General features: G+C 71.9%; 26 protein-coding genes. 16 read left to right on the top strand and 10 right to left on the bottom strand.

Features of this window, described 5'->3' with window-relative positions; all coding sequences use genetic code 11:
* The first annotated feature begins 203 nt into the window (after positions 1-203).
* The 4 genes from AB0I32_RS01245 to AB0I32_RS01230 all read left to right on the top strand — a co-directional run bounded on the left by AB0I32_RS01245 (position 204) and on the right by AB0I32_RS01230 (position 5,166).
* Complete coding sequence (locus tag AB0I32_RS01245; RefSeq protein ID WP_357502025.1) at positions 204-2,450, top strand: polyribonucleotide nucleotidyltransferase; 2,247 nt, start codon at positions 204-206, stop codon at positions 2,448-2,450.
* A 1-nt stretch (position 2,451) separates the two neighbouring features.
* Positions 2,452-3,780: a pitrilysin family protein gene (locus AB0I32_RS01240; protein ID WP_357502023.1), complete on the top strand. Its 1,329-nt coding sequence runs from the start codon at positions 2,452-2,454 to the stop codon at positions 3,778-3,780.
* 91 nt (positions 3,781-3,871) lie between these two features.
* Positions 3,872-4,645, top strand: coding sequence for a 4-hydroxy-tetrahydrodipicolinate reductase (gene dapB / locus AB0I32_RS01235; RefSeq protein ID WP_357502021.1), 774 nt, complete (start codon positions 3,872-3,874; stop codon positions 4,643-4,645).
* Positions 4,642-5,166 carry a hypothetical protein gene (locus AB0I32_RS01230; RefSeq protein WP_357502019.1) on the top strand — a complete coding sequence of 175 codons (525 nt, stop codon included), beginning with the start codon at positions 4,642-4,644 and terminating at the stop codon, positions 5,164-5,166. Before dapB ends, AB0I32_RS01230 begins: the two co-directional genes overlap by 4 nt.
* Positions 5,167-5,188: 22 nt before the next feature.
* On the opposite strand, the gene AB0I32_RS01225 is transcribed toward AB0I32_RS01230, so the two are convergent.
* Positions 5,189-6,151, bottom strand: coding sequence for a TIGR03557 family F420-dependent LLM class oxidoreductase (locus tag AB0I32_RS01225; RefSeq protein WP_357502017.1), 963 nt, complete (start codon positions 6,149-6,151; stop codon positions 5,189-5,191).
* 140 nt (positions 6,152-6,291) lie between these two features.
* Here AB0I32_RS01225 and AB0I32_RS01220 point away from each other — a divergent pair, with 140 nt between their 5' ends.
* Positions 6,292-7,641, top strand: a complete 1,350-nt coding sequence (locus AB0I32_RS01220) for an APC family permease (RefSeq protein ID WP_357502015.1) — start codon at positions 6,292-6,294, stop codon at positions 7,639-7,641.
* Positions 7,642-7,693: 52 nt separating this feature from the next.
* Here the strand turns inward: AB0I32_RS01220 and AB0I32_RS01215 are convergent, their stop codons facing one another.
* The 7 genes from AB0I32_RS01215 to AB0I32_RS01185 all read right to left on the bottom strand — a co-directional run bounded on the left by AB0I32_RS01215 (position 7,694) and on the right by AB0I32_RS01185 (position 13,399).
* Positions 7,694-8,992: an MFS transporter gene (locus AB0I32_RS01215; RefSeq protein ID WP_357502013.1), complete on the bottom strand. Its 1,299-nt coding sequence runs from the start codon at positions 8,990-8,992 to the stop codon at positions 7,694-7,696.
* 43 nt (positions 8,993-9,035) lie between these two features.
* Positions 9,036-9,569: a GNAT family N-acetyltransferase gene (locus tag AB0I32_RS01210; protein ID WP_357502010.1), complete on the bottom strand. Its 534-nt coding sequence runs from the start codon at positions 9,567-9,569 to the stop codon at positions 9,036-9,038.
* A 10-nt stretch (positions 9,570-9,579) separates the two neighbouring features.
* Positions 9,580-10,047, bottom strand: a complete 468-nt coding sequence (locus AB0I32_RS01205; protein WP_357502008.1) for a hypothetical protein — start codon at positions 10,045-10,047, stop codon at positions 9,580-9,582.
* A gap of 124 nt (positions 10,048-10,171) precedes the next feature.
* Entirely contained in the window at positions 10,172-10,675 is a 504-nt protein-coding gene (locus tag AB0I32_RS01200; protein ID WP_357502006.1) for a GNAT family N-acetyltransferase, read from the bottom strand.
* A 100-nt stretch (positions 10,676-10,775) separates the two neighbouring features.
* A complete protein-coding gene (locus AB0I32_RS01195; protein WP_357502004.1) occupies positions 10,776-11,096 on the bottom strand; it encodes an AzlD domain-containing protein in 321 nt (106 codons plus the stop codon).
* A complete protein-coding gene (locus AB0I32_RS01190; RefSeq protein ID WP_357502002.1) occupies positions 11,093-11,854 on the bottom strand; it encodes an AzlC family ABC transporter permease in 762 nt (253 codons plus the stop codon). The genes AB0I32_RS01195 and AB0I32_RS01190 overlap by 4 nt, the downstream gene beginning before the upstream one ends.
* 72 nt (positions 11,855-11,926) lie before the next feature.
* Positions 11,927-13,399, bottom strand: a complete 1,473-nt coding sequence (locus tag AB0I32_RS01185) for an NAD-dependent succinate-semialdehyde dehydrogenase (RefSeq protein WP_357502000.1) — start codon at positions 13,397-13,399, stop codon at positions 11,927-11,929.
* 108 nt (positions 13,400-13,507) lie between these two features.
* Here AB0I32_RS01185 and rraA point away from each other — a divergent pair, with 108 nt between their 5' ends.
* From rraA to AB0I32_RS01155, 6 genes are all read left to right on the top strand, one after another.
* A complete protein-coding gene (gene rraA, locus AB0I32_RS01180; RefSeq protein ID WP_357501998.1) occupies positions 13,508-13,972 on the top strand; it encodes a ribonuclease E activity regulator RraA in 465 nt (154 codons plus the stop codon).
* Positions 13,969-14,490 (top strand): AAA family ATPase, encoded by a 522-nt coding sequence (locus AB0I32_RS01175; RefSeq protein ID WP_357501996.1) that lies wholly within the window; start codon positions 13,969-13,971, stop codon positions 14,488-14,490. The genes rraA and AB0I32_RS01175 overlap by 4 nt, the downstream gene beginning before the upstream one ends.
* Before the next feature lie 28 nt (positions 14,491-14,518).
* Positions 14,519-15,490 (top strand): 4-hydroxy-tetrahydrodipicolinate synthase, encoded by a 972-nt coding sequence (gene dapA / locus AB0I32_RS01170; RefSeq protein ID WP_357501994.1) that lies wholly within the window; start codon positions 14,519-14,521, stop codon positions 15,488-15,490.
* Positions 15,491-15,524: 34 nt separating this feature from the next.
* Complete coding sequence (locus tag AB0I32_RS01165; protein WP_357501991.1) at positions 15,525-17,210, top strand: ribonuclease J; 1,686 nt, start codon at positions 15,525-15,527, stop codon at positions 17,208-17,210.
* A 250-nt stretch (positions 17,211-17,460) separates the two neighbouring features.
* Positions 17,461-18,195 carry a DUF4328 domain-containing protein gene (locus tag AB0I32_RS01160; RefSeq protein WP_357501989.1) on the top strand — a complete coding sequence of 245 codons (735 nt, stop codon included), beginning with the start codon at positions 17,461-17,463 and terminating at the stop codon, positions 18,193-18,195.
* A gap of 77 nt (positions 18,196-18,272) precedes the next feature.
* Positions 18,273-18,944 (top strand): DUF4328 domain-containing protein, encoded by a 672-nt coding sequence (locus tag AB0I32_RS01155; RefSeq protein WP_357501987.1) that lies wholly within the window; start codon positions 18,273-18,275, stop codon positions 18,942-18,944.
* Here the strand turns inward: AB0I32_RS01155 and AB0I32_RS01150 are convergent.
* On the bottom strand, positions 18,941-19,756 hold the full coding sequence (locus AB0I32_RS01150) for an SDR family oxidoreductase (RefSeq protein ID WP_357501985.1): 816 nt from the start codon (positions 19,754-19,756) through the stop codon (positions 18,941-18,943). The two genes, AB0I32_RS01155 and AB0I32_RS01150, sit on opposite strands and share 4 nt — an antisense overlap.
* Before the next feature lie 90 nt (positions 19,757-19,846).
* Between AB0I32_RS01150 and AB0I32_RS01145 the strand changes: the two genes are divergently transcribed.
* The 4 genes from AB0I32_RS01145 (at position 19,847) to AB0I32_RS01130 (ending at position 23,106) form a co-directional block, all read left to right on the top strand.
* On the top strand, positions 19,847-20,266 hold the full coding sequence (locus tag AB0I32_RS01145) for a MarR family transcriptional regulator (RefSeq protein WP_357501983.1): 420 nt from the start codon (positions 19,847-19,849) through the stop codon (positions 20,264-20,266).
* 139 nt (positions 20,267-20,405) lie between these two features.
* Positions 20,406-21,062 (top strand): DUF998 domain-containing protein, encoded by a 657-nt coding sequence (locus AB0I32_RS01140; RefSeq protein ID WP_357501981.1) that lies wholly within the window; start codon positions 20,406-20,408, stop codon positions 21,060-21,062.
* 161 nt (positions 21,063-21,223) lie between these two features.
* Positions 21,224-22,060, top strand: a complete 837-nt coding sequence (locus tag AB0I32_RS01135; RefSeq protein WP_357501978.1) for a DUF4328 domain-containing protein — start codon at positions 21,224-21,226, stop codon at positions 22,058-22,060.
* Between the two features lie 32 nt (positions 22,061-22,092).
* On the top strand, positions 22,093-23,106 hold the full coding sequence (locus tag AB0I32_RS01130; RefSeq protein ID WP_357501976.1) for an adenosine deaminase: 1,014 nt from the start codon (positions 22,093-22,095) through the stop codon (positions 23,104-23,106).
* 75 nt (positions 23,107-23,181) lie between these two features.
* Here AB0I32_RS01130 and AB0I32_RS01125 read toward each other — a convergent pair whose 3' ends face one another.
* The gene (locus AB0I32_RS01125; protein ID WP_357501974.1) at positions 23,182-23,769 is read right to left on the bottom strand and encodes a TetR/AcrR family transcriptional regulator; all 588 of its coding nucleotides are present in this window, start codon (positions 23,767-23,769) and stop codon (positions 23,182-23,184) included.
* Positions 23,770-23,861: 92 nt separating this feature from the next.
* Between AB0I32_RS01125 and AB0I32_RS01120 the strand changes: the two genes are divergently transcribed.
* Entirely contained in the window at positions 23,862-24,272 is a 411-nt protein-coding gene (locus AB0I32_RS01120; protein WP_357501972.1) for a hypothetical protein, read from the top strand.
* The last annotated feature ends 89 nt before the right edge of the window (positions 24,273-24,361 follow it).

The following is a 24,361-nucleotide window of genomic DNA, read 5'->3' as shown; positions in this document are numbered from 1 at the left end:
CCCGGCCCCCGCTGCGGGGGCCGGGCTGGTCTGGTGAGATGCTGTAGTACGACAACAACGCGCCGCCCGTGACCTCGTCCGGTCCTCGGTAGTGGCTTCCCGAACACCTCGCCTGTGGCGAGCGGCGGTTCGGTAGGCCTCGATCGATGACCGTCAGGCACGGGGGCGTTCCAAGAGAACACCCCAACAGAAGGAGGGCACCCGTGGAGGGTCCCGAGATTCAGTTCGCCGAGGCAGTCATTGACAACGGTCGCTTCGGCACCCGTACCGTCCGGTTCGAGACCGGACGCCTTGCCAAGCAGGCAGCCGGCGCAGTCGCCGCCTATCTCGACGGCGAGACCATGCTGCTGTCGACCACGACGGCCGGCAAGCACCCCAAGGACCAGTTCGACTTCTTCCCGCTGACGGTGGACGTCGAGGAGCGGATGTACGCCGCCGGGCGCATCCCCGGCTCGTTCTTCCGTCGCGAGGGTCGTCCGTCGACCGACGCGATCCTGACCTGCCGCCTGACCGACCGCCCGCTGCGCCCCCTGTTCGTCAAGGGCCTGCGTAACGAGGTCCAGATCGTCCTCACGGTCATGGCTCTGCACCCGGACGACGCGTACGACACCCTGGCGATCAACGCCGCGTCGGCGTCGACCCAGATCTCCGGCCTGCCGTTCGACGGCCCGGTCGGTGCCGTGCGCATCGCGCTGGTCGACGGCCAGTGGGTTGCGTTCCCCAAGTACTCCGACAAGGAGCGCGCCGTCTTCGACATGGTCGTCGCCGGCCGTGTCGTGGGTGACGACGTCGCGATCGCCATGATCGAGGCCGAGGCCACCGACAACGCCTGGAACCTCATCAAGAACGAGGGCGTCGCGGCTCCGAACGAGACGGTCGTCGCCGAGGGCATCGAGGCGGCCAAGCCGTTCATCAAGGCTCTGTGCGACGCGCAGGCTCAGCTTGCGGCGCAGTCGGGCAAGGAGACCAAGTCCTTCCCGCTGTTCCCGGACTACCAGGACGACGCGTTCGCCGCCGTCGAGGCAGCCGTGACCGAGCCGCTGCGCGAGGCCCTGGCCATCGCGGACAAGCAGGACCGCGAGAACCGCCTCGACGAGATCAAGGACCGCCTGCTGGGCGACCTGCAGGCGGGCTTCGACGGCCGCGAGAAGGAGCTGTCGGCCGCGTACCGCTCGCTGCAGAAGAAGCTCGTCCGCCAGCGCGTGCTGACCGAGGGCGTCCGCATCGACGGCCGTGGCCTCGCGGACATCCGCACCCTCTCGGCCGAGGTCGAGGTGCTGCCCCGCGTGCACGGCTCGGCGATCTTCGAGCGCGGCGAGACCCAGATCCTGGGTGTCACCACGCTGAACATGCTCCGCATGGAGCAGCAGATCGACTCGCTCGGTCCGGAGACGCGCAAGCGCTACATGCACAACTACAACTTCCCGCCGTACTCGACCGGTGAGACGGGCCGCGTGGGCAGCCCGAAGCGCCGCGAGATCGGCCACGGTGCGCTCGCCGAGCGTGCCCTGGTGCCGGTCCTGCCGAGCCGCGAGGAGTTCCCGTACGCGATCCGCCAGGTGTCCGAGGCTCTCGGCTCCAACGGTTCGACCTCCATGGGCTCCGTGTGCGCGAGCACGCTGTCGCTGCTCAACGCCGGTGTGCCGCTGCGTGCAGCGGTCGCCGGTATCGCGATGGGCCTCGTGTCCGACACCGTGGACGGCGAGACCCGCTACGCCGCGATGACGGACATCCTGGGCGCCGAGGACGCGTTCGGCGACATGGACTTCAAGGTCGCCGGCACCAAGGAGTTCGTCACGGCCATCCAGCTCGACACGAAGCTCGACGGCATCCCCGCGTCGGTGCTGAGCGCCGCGCTCGGCCAGGCCCGCGACGCGCGCCTGACCATCCTCGAGGTGCTCGACGAGGCGATCGACACGCCCGACGAGATGTCCCCGAACGCCCCGCGCGTCATCTCCGTGAAGGTCCCGGTCGACAAGATCGGCGAGGTCATCGGGCCGAAGGGCAAGATGATCAACCAGATCCAGGAGGAGACGGGCGCGGACATCTCCATCGAGGACGACGGCACCGTGTACATCGGTGCTGTCGACGGCCCTTCGGCCGAGGCCGCCCGCGCGGCGATCAACGCGATCGCCAACCCGCACGTCCCCGAGGTGGGCGAGCGGTTCGTCGGAACCGTCGTCAAGACGACGTCGTTCGGCGCCTTCATCTCGCTCTCCCCGGGCAAGGACGGTCTGCTGCACATCAGCCAGATCCGCAAGCTCGTGGGTGGCAAGCGCGTCGAGAACGTCGACGACGTGCTGTCCATCGGCCAGAAGGTTCAGGTCGAGATCGGTGAGATCGACCCGCGCGGCAAGCTGTCGCTGGTCGCCGTGACCGACGAGGACGAGTCGGCTCCGGCCGACGCCGTCGAGCCGGCCACCGAGGCCACCGCATCCGCGGACGCCTGACATGGCGTGGCACCTGCCGCTCGTCCCCACGGGCGAGCCCGGTGCCGAGCTGACCGCCGGGCAGGACGGGGCGACCATTCGTCGCTCCGTCCTGCCCGGCGGTGTCCGTGTACTCACCGAGCACATGCCGGGCCAGCGCTCGGCGACGGTGGGTGCGTGGATCGGCGTCGGCTCGCGGGACGAGACCGACGGCCACTTCGGCTCGACGCACTTCCTGGAGCACCTGCTCTTCAAGGGGACCGCACGGCGGTCCGCGATGGACATCGCCGAGGCGTTCGACGCCGTCGGCGGTGAGGCGAACGCGGCCACCGGCAAGGAGCACACCTGCTACTACGCGCGGGTGCTCGACTCCGACCTGCCGATGGCGGTCGACGTCATCTCCGACATGGTCACCTCCGCGCGCCTGGACGCCGACGAGCTCGAGACCGAGCGCGGCGTCATCCTCGAAGAGCTCGCGATGAACGACGACGACCCCACCGACGTCGTGCACGAGCAGTTCTCCGCCGTCGTCCTGGGCGACCACGCGCTGGGCCGCCCGATCGGCGGCACGCCCGAGACGATCAACGCCGTCCCGCGCGCCGCCGTCTGGGACCACTACCGCTGGAACTACCGGCCGGAGACCCTCGTGGTCACGGCCGCTGGCGGCATCGACCACGACAAGCTCGTGCAGCAGGTGACCCAGGCGCTGACCGACGGCGGGTGGGATCTCGACGCCGCCGTCGCGCCGCGCGACCGCCGGGTCACGACCGAGGACCGCACCGGTGTGCCGGAGGCTGGCGCCGAGCTGACCGTGAAGCGCCAGGTCGAGCAGGCCAACATCATCGTGGGCTCCACCGGTATCGCGGCGACGGACGACCGGCGCTTCGCGCTGTCCGTGCTGAACGCTGTGCTGGGCGGCGGCATGTCGTCCAGGCTGTTCCAGGAGATCCGCGAGAAGCGGGGCCTGGCGTACTCGACGTACTCGTTCGCCTCCGCGCACGGCGGCCTCGGCACGTTCGGCCTGTACGCGGGCTGTGCCGCCGCCAAGGCGGACCAGGTCACGGAGCTGCTCGTCGAGGAGCTGGAGAAGCTCGCGAACGACGGGATCACCGAGTCCGAGCTGAAGCGGTCGATCGGGCAGCTGTCCGGCGGCACGGTGCTCGGGCTGGAGGATTCCGGGTCGCGCATGAGCCGCCTCGGCAAGGCCGAGCTCGTGTACGGCGACCTGCTGTCGCTGGAGGAGTCGCTCGAGCGCATCCAGGCGGTCACGGCGGCAGAGGTCCAGGAGCTGGCGGTGGACCTGGCTGCCCGCCCGAGATCGATCGTCCGCGTGGGCCCGTTCGACAACTGACGACCCCGTTGAGTGCTGGATATTTGTCGATCTGAGCCCTCAGTTTCGACAAATACCCAGCACTCAACGAAGAACCAGAGGGTGGAAGATCGTGAGTGACATCAAGGTGGCAGTGCTCGGAGCGGCCGGGCGCATGGGTACCCAGGCGTGTGCGGCCGTCGAGGCCGCGGACGGCCTCGAGCTGGTCGCCAGGCTGGACCACGGCGACACGATCACCGGCGAGACGCTCGGCGGGGCCGACGTCGCCGTCGACTTCACCATCCCGGCCGTTACCGAGGCCAACGTGCACGCGGTGCTCGACGCCGGGGTGCACGCAGTGGTCGGCACCACCGGCTGGGACGACGACTCGCGGGCCCGCGTCGCGGCGCACCTCGCCGAGCTGTCGCCGCGGGGGACGGGCGGCACGGGTTCGCTCGGCGTGCTCATCGCCCCGAACTTCGGGCTGTCGGCCGTGCTGGCGATGACGTTCGCCGCGAAGGCGGCCCGGTACTTCGAGTCCGCGGAGGTCATCGAGCTGCACCACCCGAACAAGGTGGACGCCCCGTCCGGCACCGCCCGGCACACGGCCGCGGCGATCGCCGCGGCCCGCGCCGAGGCGGGCCTCGGTCCGTCGCCCGACGCGACCGAGACGGGCTGGGAGGCTCGCGGAGCCGACGTCGACGGGGTACGCGTGCACGCCGTGCGGCTGCGCGGGCTCGTGGCGCACGAGGAGATCCTCTTCGGCAACGAAGGGGAGCAGCTGATCATCCGGCAGGACTCGTTCGACCGGTCCTCGTTCATGCCCGGCGTGCTGCTCGCGATCCGGTCGGTGGTGTCCCGCCCGGGGCTGACGGTCGGCCTCGAGCACGTGCTGGACCTGTCGTGAGCGACCCGGGGGGCGACGGCCCCGCCGCGGACCCGCGGCCGTCGTCGGGCCGCAAGCTGCCCAAGGGGCTGCCCGGCACGCTGGCCGTCACCGCGCTGCTCGCGCTGTACATCTGGCAGATCGCAGGGCGCGGCATCACGATGGTGCGCGCAGGCGAGCCCGTGCTGATCGCCATCGGCCTGGCCGTGCTGATCATCCCGTTGCTGGTCATCGGGCTGATCGTGCGCGAGTACCGGCTCGCGGCGACGGTACAGACGATGGCGGACACCTTGTTCGCCGAGGGCAACCTCCCGGCGGACGACCTGCCCCGGTCACCCGGCGGGCGCATCGACCGGGCGGCCGCCGACGAGGCGTTCGAGCCACGGCGGGCAGCCGTCGAGGCCGCGCCGGAGGACTGGCGCGCCTGGTACCACCTCGCGTTCGCGTACGACGCCTCGGGTGACCGCCGCCGGGCCCGTGAGGCCCTGCGCAAGGCCGCGGGGTTCTACCGCGCCAAGCCCGCCCCGGCCGCCCAGGACTAGCCCGCAACGCAGGGCTGGCCCGTTAGAGCGCCCGCAGGCGCTCCACGAGCGGCCCCGCCGCCTCGGCGAGGAACCGGTCCTGGTTGTGGTCGCCCACCTGCACTATCGCGAGGTCGGTGAACCCGGCGTCCAGGAACGGGCGGGCGCTCTCGGCGAGCTTGTCCAGGTCCGGTCCGCAGGCGATCGAGGACGCGACGTCCTCCGGCCGCACGAACTGCGAGGCCCCGGTGAACCCGGCCGGCGTGGGCAGGTCCGCGTTCACCGACCAGCCGCCGCCGAACCAGCGGAACTCCGAGTGGGCGCGCTCTATCGCCTTGTCCTCGTCCGGGTCCCAGCAGATCGGCACCTGCCCGAAGATCCGGGACCCGCCCGGGTGCTTGTCGTTCCAGCCCTTGACCACGTCGGCGTCGGGCATCGCCTGGACCAGGTGGTCCGCGAGCGGCGCGAACCGCTCGACCCCGTGCTCGCCCGAGAGGGCGACGCCGATCTGGACCCCGGCGTCCGGCACGTCCCAGAGGCGCGCCGAGTCGACCCGGAAGTACTCGCCCTCCCAGGTGACCAGCTCGCCCGTGAGCAGCTCGCGGATGATGTGCGTCGCCTCCTCGAGCATGTCCTGCCGGACGGCGATGGCGGGCCAGCCCTCGCCGACCACGTGCTCGTTGAGGTTCTCGCCGGAGCCGAGCCCGAGGGTGAACCGGCCGTCGGCCAGGAGCTGGAGCGTCGCCGCCTGCTGCGCCACCACCGCCGGGTGATACCGCATGGTCGGGCAGGTCACGAACGTCATCAGCTCGACCCGGCTCGTCGCCTGGGCCACCGCCCCCAGGAGCACCCACGCGTTGGGTGCGTGTCCCTGCTCGGGGAGCCAGGGGGAGAAGTGGTCGCTGGAGAGCTCGAAGTCGAAGCCCGCCTCCTCGGCGGCGACCGCATACCGCAGCAGCTCCCGCGGTCCGCTCTGCTCGGTCATGAGGGTGTACCCGATGTGCATGGTGTGCTCCTTCCCGCGTCGTCCTCACGACGATAGGCAGGTGTGGTTGCTGCTCGCCGCTCGGGGCCGTGCGGTACCCACCGGCGCCGTAGCCGCCGTCGCGCCCTGCGAGTAGACGCCGGAGGTGTCAGCCTCTGGTCATGACGACGACCAGCCAGGCAGACCCGGAGACCCGGCTCTCCCGTGCCGTCAGCGGGCGGCTGCTGTACCTGTTCATCCTCGGCGACGTGCTCGGCGCCGGCGTCTACGCCCTGGTGGGGGTGATGGCCGGCGAGGTGGGCGGCCCTGTCTGGCTGCCGCTGCTGGTGGCACTCGGCCTCGCCCTGCTCACCGCGGGCTCCTACGCCGAGCTGGTCACCAAGTACCCGAGGGCCGGCGGCGCCGCCGTGTTCGCCGAGCGCGCCTTCCGGCGTCCGGTGATCTCGTTCCTGGTCGGGTTCTCGATGCTGGCCGCCGGCGTCACCAGCGCGGCGGGACTCTCCCTGGCGTTCGCCGGCGACTACTTCGGCACCTTCGTCGACGCGCCGGAACGCCTCGTGGCGGTGCTGTTCCTCGTCGCCGTCGCCGCGCTCAACGCGCGGGGAATCCGCGAGTCGCTGGGCGCGAACGTCGCCATGACGATCATCGAGGTCAGCGGCCTCGTCCTGATCGTCGTCCTCGCGGTCGTGGTGCTCGGCCGTGGCGACGGCGACCTGGGGCGCGTCACGCGGTTCGCCGACGACACCACGCCCGCGCTCGCGGTGCTCTCCGGGGCGATCCTCGCGTACTACTCGTTCGTGGGCTTCGAGACGTCGGCCAACGTGGTCGAGGAGGTCCGGGACGTGCGGCGGGTCTACCCGCGTGCCCTGTTCGGCGCCCTGATGACGGCCGGAGCGGTCTACGTCGCCGTCGGGCTGGCCGCCGTCGTCGTCGTGGACCCCGAGACGCTGGCCGGCTCCAGCGGGCCGCTGCTCGAGGTGGTCGAGCGGGCCGGGACGGTGCCCGGGTGGCTGTTCTCTCTGGTCGCCCTGATCGCGGTGGCGAACGGGGCGCTCCTGACCATGATCATGTCGAGCCGGCTCGCCTACGGGATGGCCGAGCAGCGGCTCCTGCCCGCCGCCCTCGGGCGCGTCCTGCCGCGTCGCCGCACGCCGTGGGTAGCGATAGTGGTCACCACGCTCGTCGCCATGGGGCTGGTCTTCACCGGGGACCTCGCCTCGCTGGCCGAGACGGTGGTCCTGCTCCTCCTGCTGGTCTTCATCAGCACCAACGTCGCGGTGCTCGTGCTGCGCCGGGACCACGTGGAGCACGAGCACTTCCGGGTGATCACCGTGGTGCCGTGGCTCGGGGTCGCGAGCTGCGTGCTGCTGCTCACGCAGCAGTCGGGCGAGACCTGGCTGCGGGCCGGCGCGCTGCTGCTCCTCGGGCTCATGCTCTACCTCGTGATGCGCCTCCTCGGGCGCGGTCAGCGGGCGGCGACGGGTTCGTCCGAGGGGCCCTCGGCCGGCTGACAGTGGGGGTGCGCGCGGGCCGGCCACACCGGCGACGGCGGGCCGGCCCGCGTCAGGCCGGGTCGGGCGTCAGGTCGGTCTCCGCGTCCGGGTGGGTGGGCACCCAGCGCACCATCACCAGCACGAGCCCGACGACGAGCAGAGCCGCCGTGAGTATGAACGGATAGGTGCGGTCGATCCCGGAGAGCCAGCCGGCGATCCAGCCGAACGGCGCCGCGGCGAGCATGATGCACGTGCGCTGGAGCGCCATCACCCGTGAACGTTCGGCCTGGTCCACGTGCAGCGCGACGAGCGACTCCGAGAGCATGTACAGCATGCCCGCGCCGAAGCTGTCCAGCAGCAGGCACAGGCCGAGGAACGCGTACGTCGCCGGCGTCGCGCCGCCTTCGGCAGCGGGGATGGCGACCAGCACCACCTGTCCGGCGAGGTGGACGCCGAAGCCCCACAGCGTGGCGCGCCTGAGGTCGACGGCGGTGGTCAGGAGCGGGATGAGCGTGAAGAAGAAGACCACGGACAGGATCGAGCGGACCATCGGGAAGAAGGGCAGCAGCGCGTCCGGCACGTGCAGGTGCTGGCTGACCACCACCTGCCAGAACGTGCCGTTGACGAGCGTGACCGCTGCGGTCAGCGCGGCCACGGCCAGGGCGAGGAGCGAACCGCGCGAGCGCAGCAGCAGGCCCAAGGCGCCGCGGTACCCGGCCAGCATGCGCCACATGCTGTGCCCGCGGGTGGCGGCCATGCGGACGCGGCCCTGCCGGGTCTCCCGCGACCACAGGTAGAGCCAGATGATCTTCACGGTCATCACGACCGCCGCGTTGATGTACAGGATGCGCACTGCGGGTTCGAGCCCGAGCTGCGCGACCAGGATGGCGGCCAGCGGAGCGAACAGGGCCGAGCAGTCGGCCGCTACCTTGACCAGCGAGTAGATCCGGGTGATCTGGCCCCGTTCGGCGTCCTCGACCATGAGGCAGTCCCACGAGTTCTGCGTGACCTGCAGGGCTCCGTTCACGAGCGACGCCGCGAGGAAGAACCAGAAGTTCTCCGCGAACGCCCACAGCACGCACGGGATCACCCAGGCGATCACGTCGAACCACGCGGTCGTGGCGCGCCGGCCCAGCCGGTCGGTGATGATCCCGCCGGCCAGCCCGAAGACGACCTGGGAGAGCATCGCGACGGTCGCCAGGAACCCGATCTGCTGGTCGTGCAGGCCCAGCGCCAGCATGAACACCGACGCGTACGGCAGCACGAGGGCCATGGACAGCCCCCACAGCGGCTCGGTCCACACGCAAGCGCGAGGGTTGCCACGGAGCTCGACAAAAGTCCGCCAGAGCGGGTTGGGGGTGCGGATCACCGGGTTAGTGAAGCACCTCCACGGCCCTCCGGTCACGCTGCTTTCAAACGTTGTCCGTCGGCCGGACGGCGCGCTCCATGCAGACCAGGTCGTCGCGTTCGTCCCACGAGTCGACGACGGCGAAGCCGAGCCTCTCGTAGAGGCCCAGCGCGCCCGTGCGCCAGCTCCAGACCGAGAGCGCGACAGTGCTGACGCCGACGGCGGCCGCGTGGCTCAGCGCAGCGCCGACCAGTGCCGAGGCGACGCCGTGGCCGCGGAGCTCTGGAACCGTCCAGAGCCGTTTGATCTCCACCCGGCCCGCCACGGGCGCGGTGACGACCACGCAGCCCGCGGACCGGTCGCCGCGGCGCGCGACCAGGACGACGTCGTCCGCGAAGGCCGACCGGGGGTCGCTGATCTCCGCCCGGTAGCGGGCGGGCAGCCCGTCCACGTCCGTGACGGTGGCGCCCTTCTCCTCCTCGGTCCGCAGGTGGTACGCGGCAAGGAGCGGGCCGAGCCCGAGCTCCGCGGGGCAGTCCCGGCCGGGAGTGCGGACGATGATCGTCATCTCGGTGATCGTCATCTCGGTGCTCGTCATTGAGGGCTCGTCATTCGGTGAGGCTCGTCCAGCAGTAGAGCCCGTACCCCTGGTCGGCCGCGCGTGCGGCGAGCGCCGCGAGCGGCAGCAGCGCCGCGGCGAGCTGGCGCGGCGGCACGGCGGGCGTGGCGGTCGCGTGCCACTCCCGGGCCACCCGGGCCAGGCGGGCGGGTGCGGCGGACGCGAGGTCGTCGGCGAGCATCTGCGAGACGGTGACTATCCACGGACCCTCGTCGCCTCCGCTGCAGACCAGCGTCCCGTGTCGCGGGTGCGCGGTGACCTCGCCGTACGGCCGGCCGGACAGCGCGCCGGCGAGTCCGCCGAGCATCACGAACGGGTCCATCGACGGCACCGCGACGGCGTCGAAGCGCGGCAGGTCGGTGCGCTGGTCCGGGTCGGCCGGCCCGCCCGGTGTGCGGAGTGCCGTCGCCGCCACCTCATCGCTCGGTGCGGCGAAGTACTCCGTGCGTATCCCCATGAAGGTGATGGTCGCAAGGCCGTGTCACGGGACTGTCACGCGGGCGTGAAACCTGCGATTCGCTCGGTGGACCGGGCAGTCGGCAGGGTGGTGTGCAGGGCGGCGGACCCGGACGGCGCAGCCGTCAGATCGTGGCGGACCAGCGACGTTCGACGACCTCGCGGACCCCTGTCGCGAGGGTGCGGCTGCGCCCGTCCTCGCCGAGCCCGCTGGACTCCAGGAAGGCGGCACGCGCGGTGTCGTCCGCCAGGGTCCAGGTGGTCACGGTCTCCGAGCCGTCGGAACGGAGCCGGTCGACGGCGGCCGCGAGCAGGCGGGACCCGTGCCCTGCGCGCTGCGCCTCGGGCAGCACCTCGAGCGACAGCACCTGACCGGGGGAGACGGCGGCGAACCCCACGACGTCGGGCCCCGCGAGCGCGACGAACACCGCGAAGCCGGGGCCGGGCGGCGAGGTGATGGCCGACGACCAGCGCGCCCGCATGGCGGGCACGTCGAGCGCGTCGATGACCCCCTCGCCGAGCACGCCCGTGGCGCGCCACGCGGCGACCTGCACGTCGGTGACGGCGGCCTCGTCGCCGGCGATCGCTGGGCGGACGGATACGTCGGCGGTCTCGCGAAACAGTGCCACGCAGCCACCCTAGCTGCCCGGCGGCTCGTCAGGATGACCATGCACCTGCTGCCAGGCATGGCTCGATCCTGGCAGCAGGTGCATGGTCATCGGGAAGGCTTCAGCCCCAGCCGAGGGCGCGGAGGCCTGCCGCTGTTGCTGCCGCCAGCACGACGACCAGGATGAAGGGCGCGCGCAGGGCGAGCGCCAGTGCGGCCACCGCGAGCGCCGGCACGCGCGCGTCGACGGTCAGGGTGCGGCCGTCGGCGAAACCCTGGACCACGACGAGGGAGACGAGCAGCGCCACGGTGACGAGCGCGGTGACCCGCTGGACGCGCTCGGAGGCGAGCCAGCCGCGCGGGATCAGATGCCCGCCCAGCTTGAGGGCGAAGCAGGCCAGGGACGCCAGCAGCACGGTGATCCACAGGACGGTGGTGGTCATCGGGCAGGCTCCCGGTCGGTGTGGTGGTCGGTGTGGTGGTCGGTCTGGTTCTCGGGCCGCCCGGCAGCTGTGGCACCGGGGCCGGACGGCGCGACCAGGCCCACGACGATCGCGACCGCCGCCGCGGCGAGCACCGGGATGCCCGGCGGGACGAAGGGGATGAGCGCCGCGGTGGCCACGACGGCGAGCCCCGCGACGAGCTGGGCACGGCGCGGTGCGAGCCGCGGCCACACCAGGGCCAGGAACGCGGCGGCCGCCGCCGCGTCGAGGCCCCAGGCGCGCGGGTCGCCGAGTGCGTCGCCGGCGAGCGCGCCGAGGAGCACGAACACGTTCCAGAGCACGAAGACGCCGACCCCGGTGACCCAGAACCCGATCCGGGAGGCCGCGGGTTCTGGCTGGGCGACGGCGACCGCCGTCGACTCGTCGATGGTGACGTGCGCGGCGGCGAGCCTGCGCCAGCCGCGCACCTGGAGCAGCGGCGAGACCACCGCGCCGTACAGGGTGTTGCGCAGGCCGAGCAGGGCGGCGGTGGCGATCGCCGCGACGGGGGTGCCCGCCGCGCCGATGACGCCGATCAGGGCGAACTGCGAGCCGCCGGAGAACATGAGCAGGCTCAGGGCCATGGTCGGGCCGAGGCCGACCCCGGCGGCGACCGAGAGGGCGCCGAACGAGATGCCGTACAGGCCGGTCGCGACCGAGACGCTCACGCCCTGGCGGACGGCGGCGCGGGCCTCCGGATCACTGGGGAGGACGTTCACGCAGCGAGGCTACGTCGTCGTCCGGCGTACGCGGCACCCCGCCCGCCCGCCGGACGGGTCTGCCGGACGGAGCTACAGAGCCACGTACACGGTCTCCTGGTACTCCTCCATACCCGCCTCGCCGCCCTCGCGGCCCAGACCGGAGGCCTTGACGCCGCCGAACGGCGCACTCGCGTCGGACACCAGGCCGCGGTTGATGCCGATCATGCCCGCCTCGATCTCGTCCATCGCGCGCTGGGCCCGCGCCAGGGACGTCGTGTACGCGTACGCGGCCAGGCCGTACGGGGTGCCGTTGGCCAGCTCGACCGCCTCGTCGTCGGACCCGAAGGCGACGATCGGGGCGACCGGGCCGAAGATCTCCTCGGTCACGACCGGAGCGTCGGCGTCGACCCCTGCGAGCACTGTCGGCTCGAAGAAGTGGCCCGGCCCGTCGAGCCGCGAGCCGCCGGTGAGCACTTGCGAGCCGTGCGCGACGGCGTCGTCCACCAGGCCGGAGACCTTGTCCACCGCAGCCTCGTCGATGAGCGGGCCCACCTCGGTGCCCGGCCGGTTGCCCGGTCCGGTGACCTTCGCACCCATCGCCGCGGCGAGCTTCTCGCCGAATTCGCGCGCGACGGTGACGTGCACGAGGAAGCGGTTGGCGGCCACGCAGGACTGGCCGGAGTTGCGCAGCTTCGCGATCAGCGCGCCCTCGACCGCGGCGTCGAGGTCGGCGTCCTCGAAGACGACGAACGGCGCGTTGCCGCCGAGCTCCATCGAGGTGCGCAGCACGTTCTTCGCGGCCTGGGCGAGCAGGACCTGACCCACGCGGGTGGACCCGGTGAAGGAGATCTTGCGCAGGCGCGGATCCTCGAAGAGCGGCTCGGTGACCGGCCCCGACCGCGAGGTAGGGACCACGTTGACGATGCCGGTGGGCAGCCCGCGCGCCTGCGCCTCGGAGCGGATGATCTCGGCGACCAGCAGCGTGGTCATCGGGGTCAGCGAGGCCGGCTTGATCACCACTGTGCATCCGGCGGCGAGCGCCGGGGCGATCTTGCGGGTCGCCATGGCGATGGGGAAGTTCCAGGGCGTGATCAGCAGGGAAGGTCCCACGGGCCGGCGGCTCACGTACTGCTTGTTGGTGCCAGACGGCGCCGTGCGCACCAGGCCGTCGGCGCGCACCGCCTGCTCGGCGAACCAGCGCAGGAAGTCGGCACCGTAGACGACCTCTGCACGCGCCTCGGCCAGCGGTTTCCCGGCCTCGGCGGTGATGAGGGCGGCGATGTCGTCGGCGCGGGCGACGAGCCGCGCGAAGACGGCGCGCAGCAGCTCGGAGCGCTCGCGGGGCGGTACCGCCCGCCAGGCAGGGGCCGCGGCGTGTGCGGCGTCCAGGGCCCGCACGGCGTCGGCGGGCGTGGCGTCGGAGACGTCGAAAAGGGGCTCGGCGGTCGCCGGGTCGGCGACCTCGAACGTGGCGCCGCCCACGGCGGAGCCCCAGTGCCCGTCGACGAGGATGCCGGTGGGCAGGTGCGCCACGAAGGCGGGTGAGAGCGTCGTCGCCGTCATCCTTCGAGTATCCACGTCCGTGCACGGCTCGCCCGGGCAGGACGAACCGGGCGCCGGGTGAATCACTGAGTAGGGTGCTGGCGCAGACCCATCCACGAGAGGACCACGATGACCGCGACGGCCGACCTGTACGACGAGCACGGCGAGGCGCTGGCCTCGCTCCCCGTCCAGCTGCGCGACTTCGGCGGGGTGCGCGCCTTCTCCGGCCCGGTGCGCACCGTGCGGTGCCACGACGACAACGGCTTGGTCAAGGCGGTGACGCAGACCCCTGGCGAGGGGGCGGTGCTGGTCGTCGACGGCGGCGGCTCGCTCCGCAGCGCCCTGATGGGTGACCTCATCGCGGCCGCGGCGATCGAGAACGGCTGGGCCGGCGCGATCATCCACGGCGCGATCCGCGACTCCGTGGCGATCGGCGGGCTGCGCCTGGGGGTCAAGGCGCTCGGCACCAACCCTCGCAAGTCGTCGAAGACGGGCGCGGGCGTGCTGGACGAGGCCGTGGAGATCGGCGGCGTCGTGTTCCGCCCGGGTGCCACCGTGTATGCGGACGAGGACGGCGTCCTGGTCGAGCGGTGACCCGGGCCGCCGAGGGCAGGGCCCGGCTGATCCTGCTCAACGGGCTGCCGGGCGTCGGCAAGTCGGCCGTCGCGGCGGCCTGGTCGGCACGGCACCCCGGTACGCTCGACCTCGACATCGACCGGGTCCGGTCGCTGATCAGCGGCGACCCGCGGGACACCGCAGGGCCGGCCCGGGCGCTCGGGCTCGCCATGGCGGCCGTGCACCTGCGCGGCGGGCACGACGTCGTGGTGCCGCAGCTCGTGGCGCGGCCGGACCAGGTGGCACGCTTCGCGGACGCCGCCGTCCGCGGGGACGCTCGTCTTGTCCATGTCCTGGTGGAGGCGCCCGACGACGTGGTCGCGGACCGGGTCGCCGCGGACGCCGCGCCCCACCGCCGGGGCCTCGACGCGACCGCGGTCGCCGTCTACGCGGCCGGCCTGGCCGAGGTGGCCCGGGAGCCCGGCGTGCACCGGCTGACCAACGACGAGGTCGCCGCCGCCGTCGACCGGCTGGAGGAGCTCGTGCGACGGCGGTGACCGGGGCGGTAAACGGTACGGTAGAGCCATGGTTCTTCCCACTGACCCGACGCGCCCGTTCGGCGCTGTCCTGACCGCAATGGTCACCCCGATGACGCCCGAGGGCGCCGTGGACCTCAAGGCAGCGGTCAAGCTGGCGAAGAAGCTGGTGGACGACGGCAACGACGGCCTCGTCCTCTCCGGCACCACAGGCGAGTCCCCGGTGACGCACACGCCCGAGAAGGAAGAGCTCGTCGCCGCGGTCGTCGAGGCCGTGGGCGACCGCGCGGCCGTCGTCGCCGGCGCGGGCTCGAACGACACGGTGCACGCGATCCGCATGGCCGAGCAGGCCGCCGAGGCCGGCGCGGACGGCGTGCTCGTCGTCTCGCCGTACTACTCGCGGCCCAGCCAGGAGGGCCTGTACCAGCACTTCGTGGCCGTCGCGGACGCGACGGACCTGCCCGTCATGCTGTACGACGTGCCCGGCCGTACCGTGGTGCGCATCGCGCCCGAGACCTACCGGCGCCTGGCCCAGCACCCGCGGATCATCGCGAACAAGGACGCCACCGGCGACGTCTACGCCGCCACCAAGCTCATCGCGGAGACCGGGCTGGCGTGGTACTCGGGCGACGACGGCCTGCTGCTGCCGTTCCTGAGCGTCGGCGGCGCGGGCATCGTCTCCGTGTCGGCGCACGTGGTCGGCGCGCACTTCGCGGAGACCGTCCGCCGGTTCGACGCCGGCGACATCGCCGGGGCCGTCGAGGTCTTCCGCACGGCGACCGGCGTCATCGACGCCCTCAACGGCGCGGGCGCCCAGGCCGTCATGGCCAAGGCCGCGGTCGAGGCGATCGGCATCACGGACAACCGGTTCCTGCGCCTGCCCAACGTCGCCGCGACGGACGACGAGGTGGCCGCCCTGCGTGTGGTACTGGCCGAGGCCGGTCTGCTGAGCGACGGCGCCGTCGCGCACCAGCCCGAGGTGAGCGAGCTCGCGGAGGCGAGCTCCGCCGTCGGGCACTAGATCTCTTCTGTTGGAACGAGGCCTTGGAGGCCACGTGAGTCATCCTCACCCCGAACTGTCCCTGCCCCCCGCGCTGCCCGAAGGCGGACTGCGGATCGTCGCCCTCGGCGGCCTGGGCGAGGTGGGACGCAACATGGCGGTCCTGGAGCATGCCGGAAAGCTGCTCGTCATCGACTGCGGCGTGCTGTTCCCCGAGGACAACCAGCCCGGCGTGGACCTGATCCTGCCGGACTTCGACTACATCAAGGACCGCCTCGACGACATCGAGGCGATCGTGCTGACGCACGGGCACGAGGACCACATCGGCGCCGTGCCGTACCTGCTGCGGCTGCGCGGGGACATCCCGCTGGTCGGCTCGCGCCTGACGCTCGCCTTCATCGAGGCGAAGCTCAAGGAGCACCGCATCAAGCCCTACACCCTCGAGGTGAAGGAAGGGCAGCGCGAGCAGCTCGGCATCTTCGACTGCGAGTTCGTCGCGGTCAACCACTCCATCCCGGACGCGCTCGCCGTTGCGGTCACCACCGCAGCGGGCACCGTGCTGCACACGGGTGACTTCAAGATGGACCAGCTGCCGCTCGACGGCCGCATCACCGACCTGCGCGCCTTCGCCCGCCTCGGCGAGAAGGGCGTCGACCTCTTCATGGTGGACTCCACCAACGCGGAGGTGCCGGGCTTCGTGACGCCCGAGGCCGAGATCGGGCCCGTGCTCGACGACGTCTTCGCGCACGCCGACAAGCGGATCATCGTCGCGTCGTTCTCGTCGCACGTGCACCGCGTGCAGCAGGTGCTCAACGCCGCGCACGCGCACGGCCGGCGCGTGGCCCTCGTCGGCCGCTCCATGGTGCGCAACATGGGCATCGCCGCCGACCTCGGCTACCTCGACGTCCCGCCGGGTGTGCTCATCGACATCAAGAAGGCCGACTCGGTGCCCGACGACCAGATCGTCTACATGTCGACCGGTTCCCAGGGCGAGCCGATGGCGGCTCTGTCCCGCATGGCCAACGGCGACCACAAGGTGCAGGTCGAGTTCGGCGACACCGTGATCCTCGCCTCCTCGCTCATCCCGGGCAACGAGAACGCCGTCTTCCGCATCATCAACGGCCTGACCCGCCTCGGCGCGCGCGTCGTGCACGGCGGCAACGCCAAGGTGCACGTCTCCGGGCACGCCTCGGCCGGCGAGCTCATGTACTGCTACAACATCCTGAAGCCCAAGAACGTCATGCCGGTGCACGGCGAGGTGCGCCACCTGGTGGCGAACGGGGCGCTCGCGGTCAAGACCGGCGTGCCGGCCGACCGCGTCGTGCTCGCCGAGGACGGCGTAGTCGTCGACCTCGTGGACGGCAAGGCCTCCGTCGTGGGCGCCGTGCCGTGCGGTTACGTGTACGTCGACGGCTCGTCGGTCGGCGAGATCACCGAGGCCGAGCTCAAGGACCGTGTGGTCCTGGGCCAGGAGGGCTTCGTGTCCGTCTTCGCCGTCATCGACACCGCAACAGGTAAGGTGCTGGCACCCCCGCAGGTTCTCGCGCGGGGTATGGCCGAGGATGCCTCGGTGTTCGACAAGGTGATGCCGGAGGTCACCGCGGCGCTGGAAAACGCGATCGCGGGCGGGGCCACGGACACGCACCAGCTGCAGCAGATCATGCGCCGCACCATCGGGCGCTACGTGGCGACGCGGCTGCGCCGCAAGCCGATGATCGTCCCGGTGGTCCTCGAGGCCTGATCCGGGCCGGCCGGCTGCAGGTGAGAACGGGGTTATGTGCGTGACCAGCCCGGTCACGTACATAACCCCGTTCTCGTCGAGCCTGCATGCCGTGGTCGGCGTGTCGCGTGCAATGTGTAGGGCTCGCCGGTTCGGGAGAAGATCACCCCACGGCGATGGGGGCATATCGGGCAACGATGGCTAGCGTTGGCGGCTGCCTGACGCCTTCTCGACAAGGCTCGGGTTTCCCGGACATCTATGGAGCCACCCCATGACGCACGACCCGTACGCCCCACCCTCCGGGCCGACGTCGCCCGCCGTGCCCCCGCCGGTGCAGTACACGTACGGCGCGCCACTGTACGACGTGCCGCCCTTGCGCAGCGCGGCCGGACTGGGAGTCGCCGCGATCGTCCTGGCGAGTGTCTGGACGGCGGTCGAGGTCTTGGAGCTGGCGTTCGCACCCCAGGCGGCGGAGGCGCTCCGGCGAGCGGGTGAGGCGGGCTTCGGCAGCTTCGACAGCGAGTTCACCGGGTATGACGCCGTCGGCCTCCTGTCCCTCCCGGTGCAGGCCGCCGCGTACATCGTGACGTGCCTCTGGCTGTACCGCAGCCGGTCCACTGCCGTGGCCGCCACCCCTGGTTGGATCCACGAGCGCAGCAAGGTCTGGGTGTGGCTGGGCTGGTGGGTGCCGTTCGTCTCGCTCTGGTTCCCCCACCAGGTGGTGCGCGATATCCGACGGGCGACGGCGTCCGGCCCTGTCTCGGGCATCGGCGGCTGGTGGGCGGCCTGGCTGGTCTTCATCCTCGGGTCCAACCTCGCGGGCCGCATGGCGTCCAGCACGACGGCGGATCAGACGCTGGCGGTTGCGGATGCGCTCGTGCTCGTCGAGGTGGTCTCGACCGTCGCGATGATCGTGGCACTGCCGCTCTGGATCCGTATCGTCCGGGACATCACGCGCTTCCAGGCGGAGCGGATCGCGGCGGCCGAACAGGAGCTCATCTCGTGACCGACTCTCGGTCGTGGGCACCTCCGGGGCCGCCACCGGCACCGCCGTCGCCGCGGCCGGTGTCGACCGATGCGCAGGTGAGCGGAGTCGCAGCACCCGGCCGCCGACCGCCGACGGGCCTCGCCGAGGCGGTGATCGTGCTGGGCTGGACCTGGGTCGCCTGGCTGGCGGTCCTCGGCGTCGCGGCCGATGCGTCCGAGGAGATCTGGCGGGATGCGGTCGACAAGGGTCTGACGTACCAGGAGTCGGCTCTCGCCCCGTTCGCCCTCTTCAATCTGCCGGTACGCCCGTTCCTCGTCGCGGCGTTCGTGGTCGTGGCGCTCTGGCTGCACCGGAGCCGCCGGTTCGCCGAGGTGCACAACCCGCGTTCATGGTTCTCGCTGCCCATCGCCTGGGCATGGCTGGGCTGGGTGGTTCCCTTGGTGTCCTTGTGGTTCCCGGCGTGGGTGGTGTCCGACGTCTGGCGGGCGACGCTGCGCAGACGCGTCGCCTGGTACGTGTTCCCGTGGTGGGGCTGCTGGCTCCTCATGCTGGTGCTCTCCTTTACTGCCGTGGATCGGCTGGGAGGACTCGCCGGGATCGGCGTGCTCGAGGACGACGTGCTCCTGATGAGCGAGCAGTACATCGCCAGCGCGGTCCTGGGGCTGTTCGCGTGCTGGGCGTGGACGGCGATCGTGATGCGTGTCCGCCGTGGCCAGCTGGCCCTTGCGTCAGGTTCGGCACCGAACGGTGACACGGCCGTCGGCTAGGCGGCGTCGGCCACCTCGTGCAGGCGCAGCCGGCGGTTGAGCCCGCCGGTCAGGCGCGGGACGAGCGTGCGCGGCAGCAGGCGTGCCGGCCAGGTCATCGCCCGGGTCACGGCGCGGCCCGGATAGGAGACCGCGCGCCGCCGGGCGTAGTCGTCCAGGGTGCGGGTCGCGACGGCGGCCGGGGCATCGGCCAGCCGTTCGTCGATGCTGGCCGTGGTGCCGTCGAAGAAACCGGTGGCGACGGCGCCGGGGTGCGCCGCCATGACGTGCACGCCGGTGCCACGCAGCTCCTCGGCCAGTGCCTCGGTGAAGGAGAGCACGAACGCCTTCGTCGCCGCGTAGCTGGCCTGGTAGGGCATGGGCTGGAAGGCCGCGGTCGACGAGACGTTGATGATGCCGCCCGACCCGCGCGCGACCATCTCGGCCCCGATCGTGTGGGTCAGCGTGAGCAGACCGCTGATGTTCAGCCCGACGGTGCTCAGCTGCGGCCCGAGCGGTCGGCCGAGGAACGGGCCCACGCTGCCCGCACCGGCGTTGTTGAGCAGCAGGTCGATGGTCAGGCCGCGGTCGCGCAGCTCGCGCAGAACTCGTTCGGGGCCGTCGGGTGCGGCGAGGTCGCCGGTGATCACCTCGGTATCGATGCCTGCGTGCCGTTCGCGGATCTGGGCGGCAACCGCCCGGAGGTCTGCCTCCGACCGGGCCAGCAGGATCACGCGGGCTCCCCGGAGTGCCAGCTCCAGCGCGTAAGCCCGCCCGAGCCCCTTCGACGCGCCGGTGACGAGGGCGGTGACGCCGCGGTAGTCGTCGCTCACAAGGTCCTCCATTGTTTCGAGACTCGAAGTATCGGGGCGCTGAACGTAGCACGATTCCTTCGAGCCTCGAAGTATCGGTAGGATGTGGGCATGACCAGGCCCGACCTCACCGCGGTGGTCGCCGCGACGCACGACCTCTGGATGCGGACGAACGACCTGCTGGGGGAGTCGCTGGCCGAGCACCAGATGACGCCGGCGACGTTTCAGGCGCTGTGGGTCATCGACCCGGACGAGCCGCCGCCCTCGATGAAGCTGATGGCCGAGCGCCTCTACTGCAACGCACCGAACCTCACCTTCATCAGCAACCAGCTCGTCGACCGGGGGCTGGTGGAGCGCGCGGTGGACCCGGACGACCGCCGCTCCCGGGTGCTGGTGCTGACCGGCAAGGGCCGTCAGGTCCGCGACGAGCTGGTCTCGACGGTGCTGGAGAAGACCCCGCTGGCCGCGCTGTCGGCGAGTGAGCTGGCGCAGCTTGCCACCCTGCTGGGCCGCGTCGCCCGGCCGGACTGATCCGGCCCAGGCCTGAAGCGGTCGGCCTCGGGTCACGCCCCGGGCCCGGATCGGTGCGCATCGCTCAGTTCCCGTTGCCGCCGTCGTCTACCGGGGAGGACGTCGGCACCTCGCCGGCGCGACACGTCCGGAGGGCGAGATGGCACAGGAGAGAAAGTTCGACACGGCGGCCGCGGTGACACGGTCGATGCTCGGCTGGGGTGTGGTCGCGGGGCCGTTCTACCTGCTCGTCGGGCTCGTCCTGGCGTTCACCCGGGATGGGTTCGACTTCGCGCGGCACCCGCTGAGCGTGCTCATGCTGGGCGACGGCGGCTGGATGCAGATCACGAACCTGGCGCTGAGCGGCGTGATGGTGCTGGTCGCCGGGATCGGGCTGGTCCGGGCGGGCGCCCGCGGCACCGGCATCGGGGTGGGTGTCTATGGCGCCGCCATGGTGGCGAGCGCGATCTTCCCGCCGGACCCGATGCCCGGGTTCCCGCCCGGGCAGGACGGCGCCACGACGATGAGCCTCTCCGGCGTGCTGCACTTCGCGTTCGGCGGCATCGGGTTCATCGCGTTCGGGGTCGCCGCCCTGCTGCTCGGCGGATGGCTCGCGCGGCACGGTGAGCGTGGGCACGCGGCCTGGTCGAGGGCTGCCGGGGTCGTGGTCCTCGCGGGCTTCGTCGGCGGGGCCGCGCTCGGCCCTGCCGGGATGGGCGGGCTGTGGCTCGCCGTGGTGGTCGGGTTCGCCTGGCTGCTGCTCGCGTCGCTCCGCCTGTACCGGGAGGTGCCGCACCCCGATCTGGCGCGCCGCTGAACCGGACTCAAGGCCCGGGACCGTGCTCACCGCCCGCACAGCCCCACGAAAGTCCACCTTGCATCCATAAAATCGCCAGTTGGGCGCTGGTTCACCCGCAACTGGTTGCTATCGGACATTGCGGTGTGAGTACGGTGGCCGGAACACATCGGAGGCCATTGATGTCCGACCCGCGCACCCCCCACCAGAACGGCGCTGCCCCCTGGGGCGAGCCCGTCCCCCAGCGAGGCATGCAGCCCCACCCGGAGCAGCTAGGCAGCCCCGCACATCCGCAGTCCCCCTACGCCGAACCCCAGTACCCGCAGCACTACGCCGGTGCGAGCACCGGACAGCACGCAGGACCGCACACGCCGGTCAGCGGGCAGCAGCGAGTGCCCGTCGACCGGGCCCACCCGCCCGCACGTCGTCGCACGTCCAGCAAGCCGCTGCCCGAACCGCCCGCGGGGCTGGCAGTCGGGACGATCGTGGCCGCGTCCTGCCTGATCTTCGTCGAGCTGGCCGGCCTGGCGATCCTGTTCGTCACGGGCGGCAGGGGCGAGGCGCTCGGCCTCAACATCGGCCTGGGCATCCGGATCGACCCCAACGGCGCCACCGTGGCGCTCCTGTTCGGCCTGGCCGCCTACGTCGCCGCCTGCGTCTGGCTCCAGGCCAGCCGTTCGTTCGCCGAGGCCTGGAACCCCGGAGCCCGGTTCGCGCACGGCAGGGCCTGGACCTGGCTCGGCTGGCTGGTCCCCGTCGCCAACCTCTGGGTCCCCTTCCGGGTGGTCCGGGACATCCGCGGCGCGGTCCTGCCCGACGGGCAGCGCCGAGCCGCGCTGGGCCTGTGGTGGACCTTCTGGCTGCTGTCCGGCCTGCGCGTGTTCACCTCGTCCGCACAGGACGTGGAGATCATCGTCCGGTCCGTCGCCGCCGTCGCGCTCACCGTGGCGTTCGTCTACTGGGTAAGGATCGTCCGGGAGACCACGGCGGCCCAGGAGAAGGCCGCCGGGTTCGCCTGATCGGGGGCGCTGACGGGACGTAACCTGCCGTCATGACCACACCCGCTTCGACGTCGCGACCTCCTCGCGCAGAGCTGCACGTGCACATCGAGGGCACGCTGGAACCGGAGCTGGCGTTCGAGCTCGCCGCACGCAACGGCGTGGCGCTGCCGTATCCGGACCCGGCGAGCCTGCGTGCCGCGTACGAGTTCGAGGACCTGCAGTCGTTCCTCGACCTGTACTCGGCGGGCATGTCGGTGCTCCGCACCGAGGCCGACTTCGCCGACCTGACCCGCGCCTACCTGGTGCGGGCGGCGCGCGCCGGGGTGCGCCACGCGGAGATCAGCTTCGACCCGCAGGCGCACCTGGTGCGCGGGGTGCCGCTGGAGGCCGTCGTCGACGGCATTGCCGGCGTCCTCGAGCGCAGCGAGGCCGAGTACGGCATCACTACCCTGCTCATCGCCGCGTTCCACCGCGACCGCGACAGCGCCGACGCGCTCGACGTCCTGGAGCGGCTGCTCGCGGCGGACGCGCCGATCGTCGGCGTGGGGCTGGACAACGCGGAGGTCGGCTACCCGCCAGGTCTGTTCCAGGCGGTCTACGCGCGCGCGGAGGAAGCCGGCCTGCGCCGCACCGCGCACGCGGGGGAGGAAGGGCCCGCCCAGAACATCCGGGACGCGCTCGACCTCCTGCACGCCGAGCGGATCGACCACGGCATCGCAGTCGTCGACGACCCGGAGCTCGTCGCCCGCGTCGTGGCGGAACAGGTCCCGTTCACCGTGTGCCCCGTCTCCAACGTGCGGCTCCGCGCCGTCCCCACCCTGGACGAGCACCCGCTGCCCGCGATGATCGAGGCGGGCATGCTCGTCAGCATCAACTCCGATGACCCGCCGTACTTCGGCGCCTACGTGGACGACGTCGACGACGCCGTCACCGCCGCCTTCGACCTCACCCGGGAGCAGCGGGCGGCGCTCGCGGCGGCATCGTTCCGGGGGTCGTTCCTGCCGCCGGACCGGGTCGCCGCCTATCTGGCAGAGGTCGAGTCCTGGCGGGCCGCCGGCTCCTGAGCGGCCAGGCCGGCCGGTCCGGCCAGCCAGGCCAGGTCGGCCGGACCAGCCGGACCGGCTGACCCGTGACCGGCGTCAGCCCGCGAGCAGTGCCGGCCCGACCGTTCCGGCGGCCCGGTCGAACGCCGCCTCGCGTGCGCTCTCGTCCCCGGGCAGCAGCCCGGCCAGCTCGAGCGACACCAGCCCGTGCACCAGCCCCCACAGCCCGACGGCAGCGCCCAGCACGCGCTCGGGCGGCGCGCCGTCGAGCGCCCTGGCGACGGCGTCGTGCAGCACCTGGAAGGTGGGGCGCTCGACGGCGGCCGCCGGACCGCCGTCGGCCGGTGCCACCGCGCGGTAGAACATGACGCGGTAGAAGTGCGGGTCCGCCAGGGCGAACTTCCGGTACGCGCCGCCGAGGGCGCGCAGGTCCGCCGCGGGGTCGTGGCCCTGGCCGACGGCGGCGAGGCGCTCGGCGAAGCGTCGGAAACCCTCGTCGCTGACCGCCGCGACCAGCGCCTCGCGTGAGCCGAAGAGCGCATAGACGGCCGACGCGCTGGTGCCCGCCTCCGCGGCAACCTTGCGCACGGTCACGGCGCTCTCGCCGTCGGAGGAGATCATCCGCGAGGCGACCTCGAGCAGGCGGGTGCGCAGGGCGTCGTCGTGCAGTCGTGGTCGAGCCATGGCGCGAGTCTAGAAGCCTTGACGTCCGTTTGCGAACGTTGTTTGATAACACTGTTATGAAACACCGGAACAGCTAGTCCCTGGAGGACGCCGTGCTCGAGCTCTCGGATCCGGCCCGCATCACAGCGGGCATCGTGCTGCTGACCGTCGTGGGGATCGAGTCGGGCGGGTTCTTCCTGCTCAAGGTCTTCGGCGGCCGGCTGGTCACCACCGACCTGCAGAAGAGCTTCTACCGGGCAGGCCACGCGCATGCGGGAGTGCTCGTGATCCTCGGCCTGCTCTGCCTGCTCCTGTCCGAGGCGACGAGCCTGACGGGGTTCGCGCACTGGCTGGCCGCCACCGGCGTGCTGTACGCGGCGATCCTGATGCCTGCCGGATTCTTCTTCTCCGCGATGGGCGAGGGGCGGACGAGGCCCAACCGCGCGGTGGTGCTGCTCCCGGTCGGCGCGGCGGTCCTTGCTGCCGGGGTCGTCACGCTGGCGGTGGGGCTGCTTCTGGGCTGAGCCGGAAGCGGAACCGCAGGCTCAGGCCATACCGACTGAGCCTGATCCCGGCAAAGCGGACAAGAACCCGGTCCTGGGACACACCGCGG

It is taken from the genome of Promicromonospora sp. NPDC050249, from assembly GCF_040656015.1.
GTDB lineage: Bacteria > Actinomycetota > Actinomycetes > Actinomycetales > Cellulomonadaceae > Promicromonospora.
This window is presented reverse-complemented; position numbering and strand designations above follow the sequence as displayed.

What these genes read in the sequence shown, in the direction of transcription:
- AB0I32_RS01240 (WP_357502023.1), top strand. Translation starts at nt 2,452, where the DNA reads ATGGCGTGGCACCTGCCGCTCGTCCCCACGGGCGAGCCCGGTGCCGAG.
- AB0I32_RS01225 (WP_357502017.1), bottom strand. Translation starts at nt 6,151, where the DNA reads ATGCACATCGGGTACACCCTCATGACCGAGCAGAGCGGACCGCGGGAG.
- AB0I32_RS01220 (WP_357502015.1), top strand. Translation starts at nt 6,292, where the DNA reads ATGACGACGACCAGCCAGGCAGACCCGGAGACCCGGCTCTCCCGTGCC.
- AB0I32_RS01210 (WP_357502010.1), bottom strand. Translation starts at nt 9,569, where the DNA reads ATGACGAGCACCGAGATGACGATCACCGAGATGACGATCATCGTCCGC.
- AB0I32_RS01205 (WP_357502008.1), bottom strand. Translation starts at nt 10,047, where the DNA reads ATGGGGATACGCACGGAGTACTTCGCCGCACCGAGCGATGAGGTGGCG.
- AB0I32_RS01195 (WP_357502004.1), bottom strand. Translation starts at nt 11,096, where the DNA reads ATGACCACCACCGTCCTGTGGATCACCGTGCTGCTGGCGTCCCTGGCC.
- AB0I32_RS01185 (WP_357502000.1), bottom strand. Translation starts at nt 13,399, where the DNA reads ATGACGGCGACGACGCTCTCACCCGCCTTCGTGGCGCACCTGCCCACC.
- rraA (WP_357501998.1), top strand. Translation starts at nt 13,508, where the DNA reads ATGACCGCGACGGCCGACCTGTACGACGAGCACGGCGAGGCGCTGGCC.
- dapA (WP_357501994.1), top strand. Translation starts at nt 14,519, where the DNA reads ATGGTTCTTCCCACTGACCCGACGCGCCCGTTCGGCGCTGTCCTGACC.
- AB0I32_RS01160 (WP_357501989.1), top strand. Translation starts at nt 17,461, where the DNA reads ATGACGCACGACCCGTACGCCCCACCCTCCGGGCCGACGTCGCCCGCC.
- AB0I32_RS01145 (WP_357501983.1), top strand. Translation starts at nt 19,847, where the DNA reads ATGACCAGGCCCGACCTCACCGCGGTGGTCGCCGCGACGCACGACCTC.
- AB0I32_RS01140 (WP_357501981.1), top strand. Translation starts at nt 20,406, where the DNA reads ATGGCACAGGAGAGAAAGTTCGACACGGCGGCCGCGGTGACACGGTCG.
- AB0I32_RS01135 (WP_357501978.1), top strand. Translation starts at nt 21,224, where the DNA reads ATGTCCGACCCGCGCACCCCCCACCAGAACGGCGCTGCCCCCTGGGGC.
- AB0I32_RS01130 (WP_357501976.1), top strand. Translation starts at nt 22,093, where the DNA reads ATGACCACACCCGCTTCGACGTCGCGACCTCCTCGCGCAGAGCTGCAC.
- AB0I32_RS01125 (WP_357501974.1), bottom strand. Translation starts at nt 23,769, where the DNA reads ATGGCTCGACCACGACTGCACGACGACGCCCTGCGCACCCGCCTGCTC.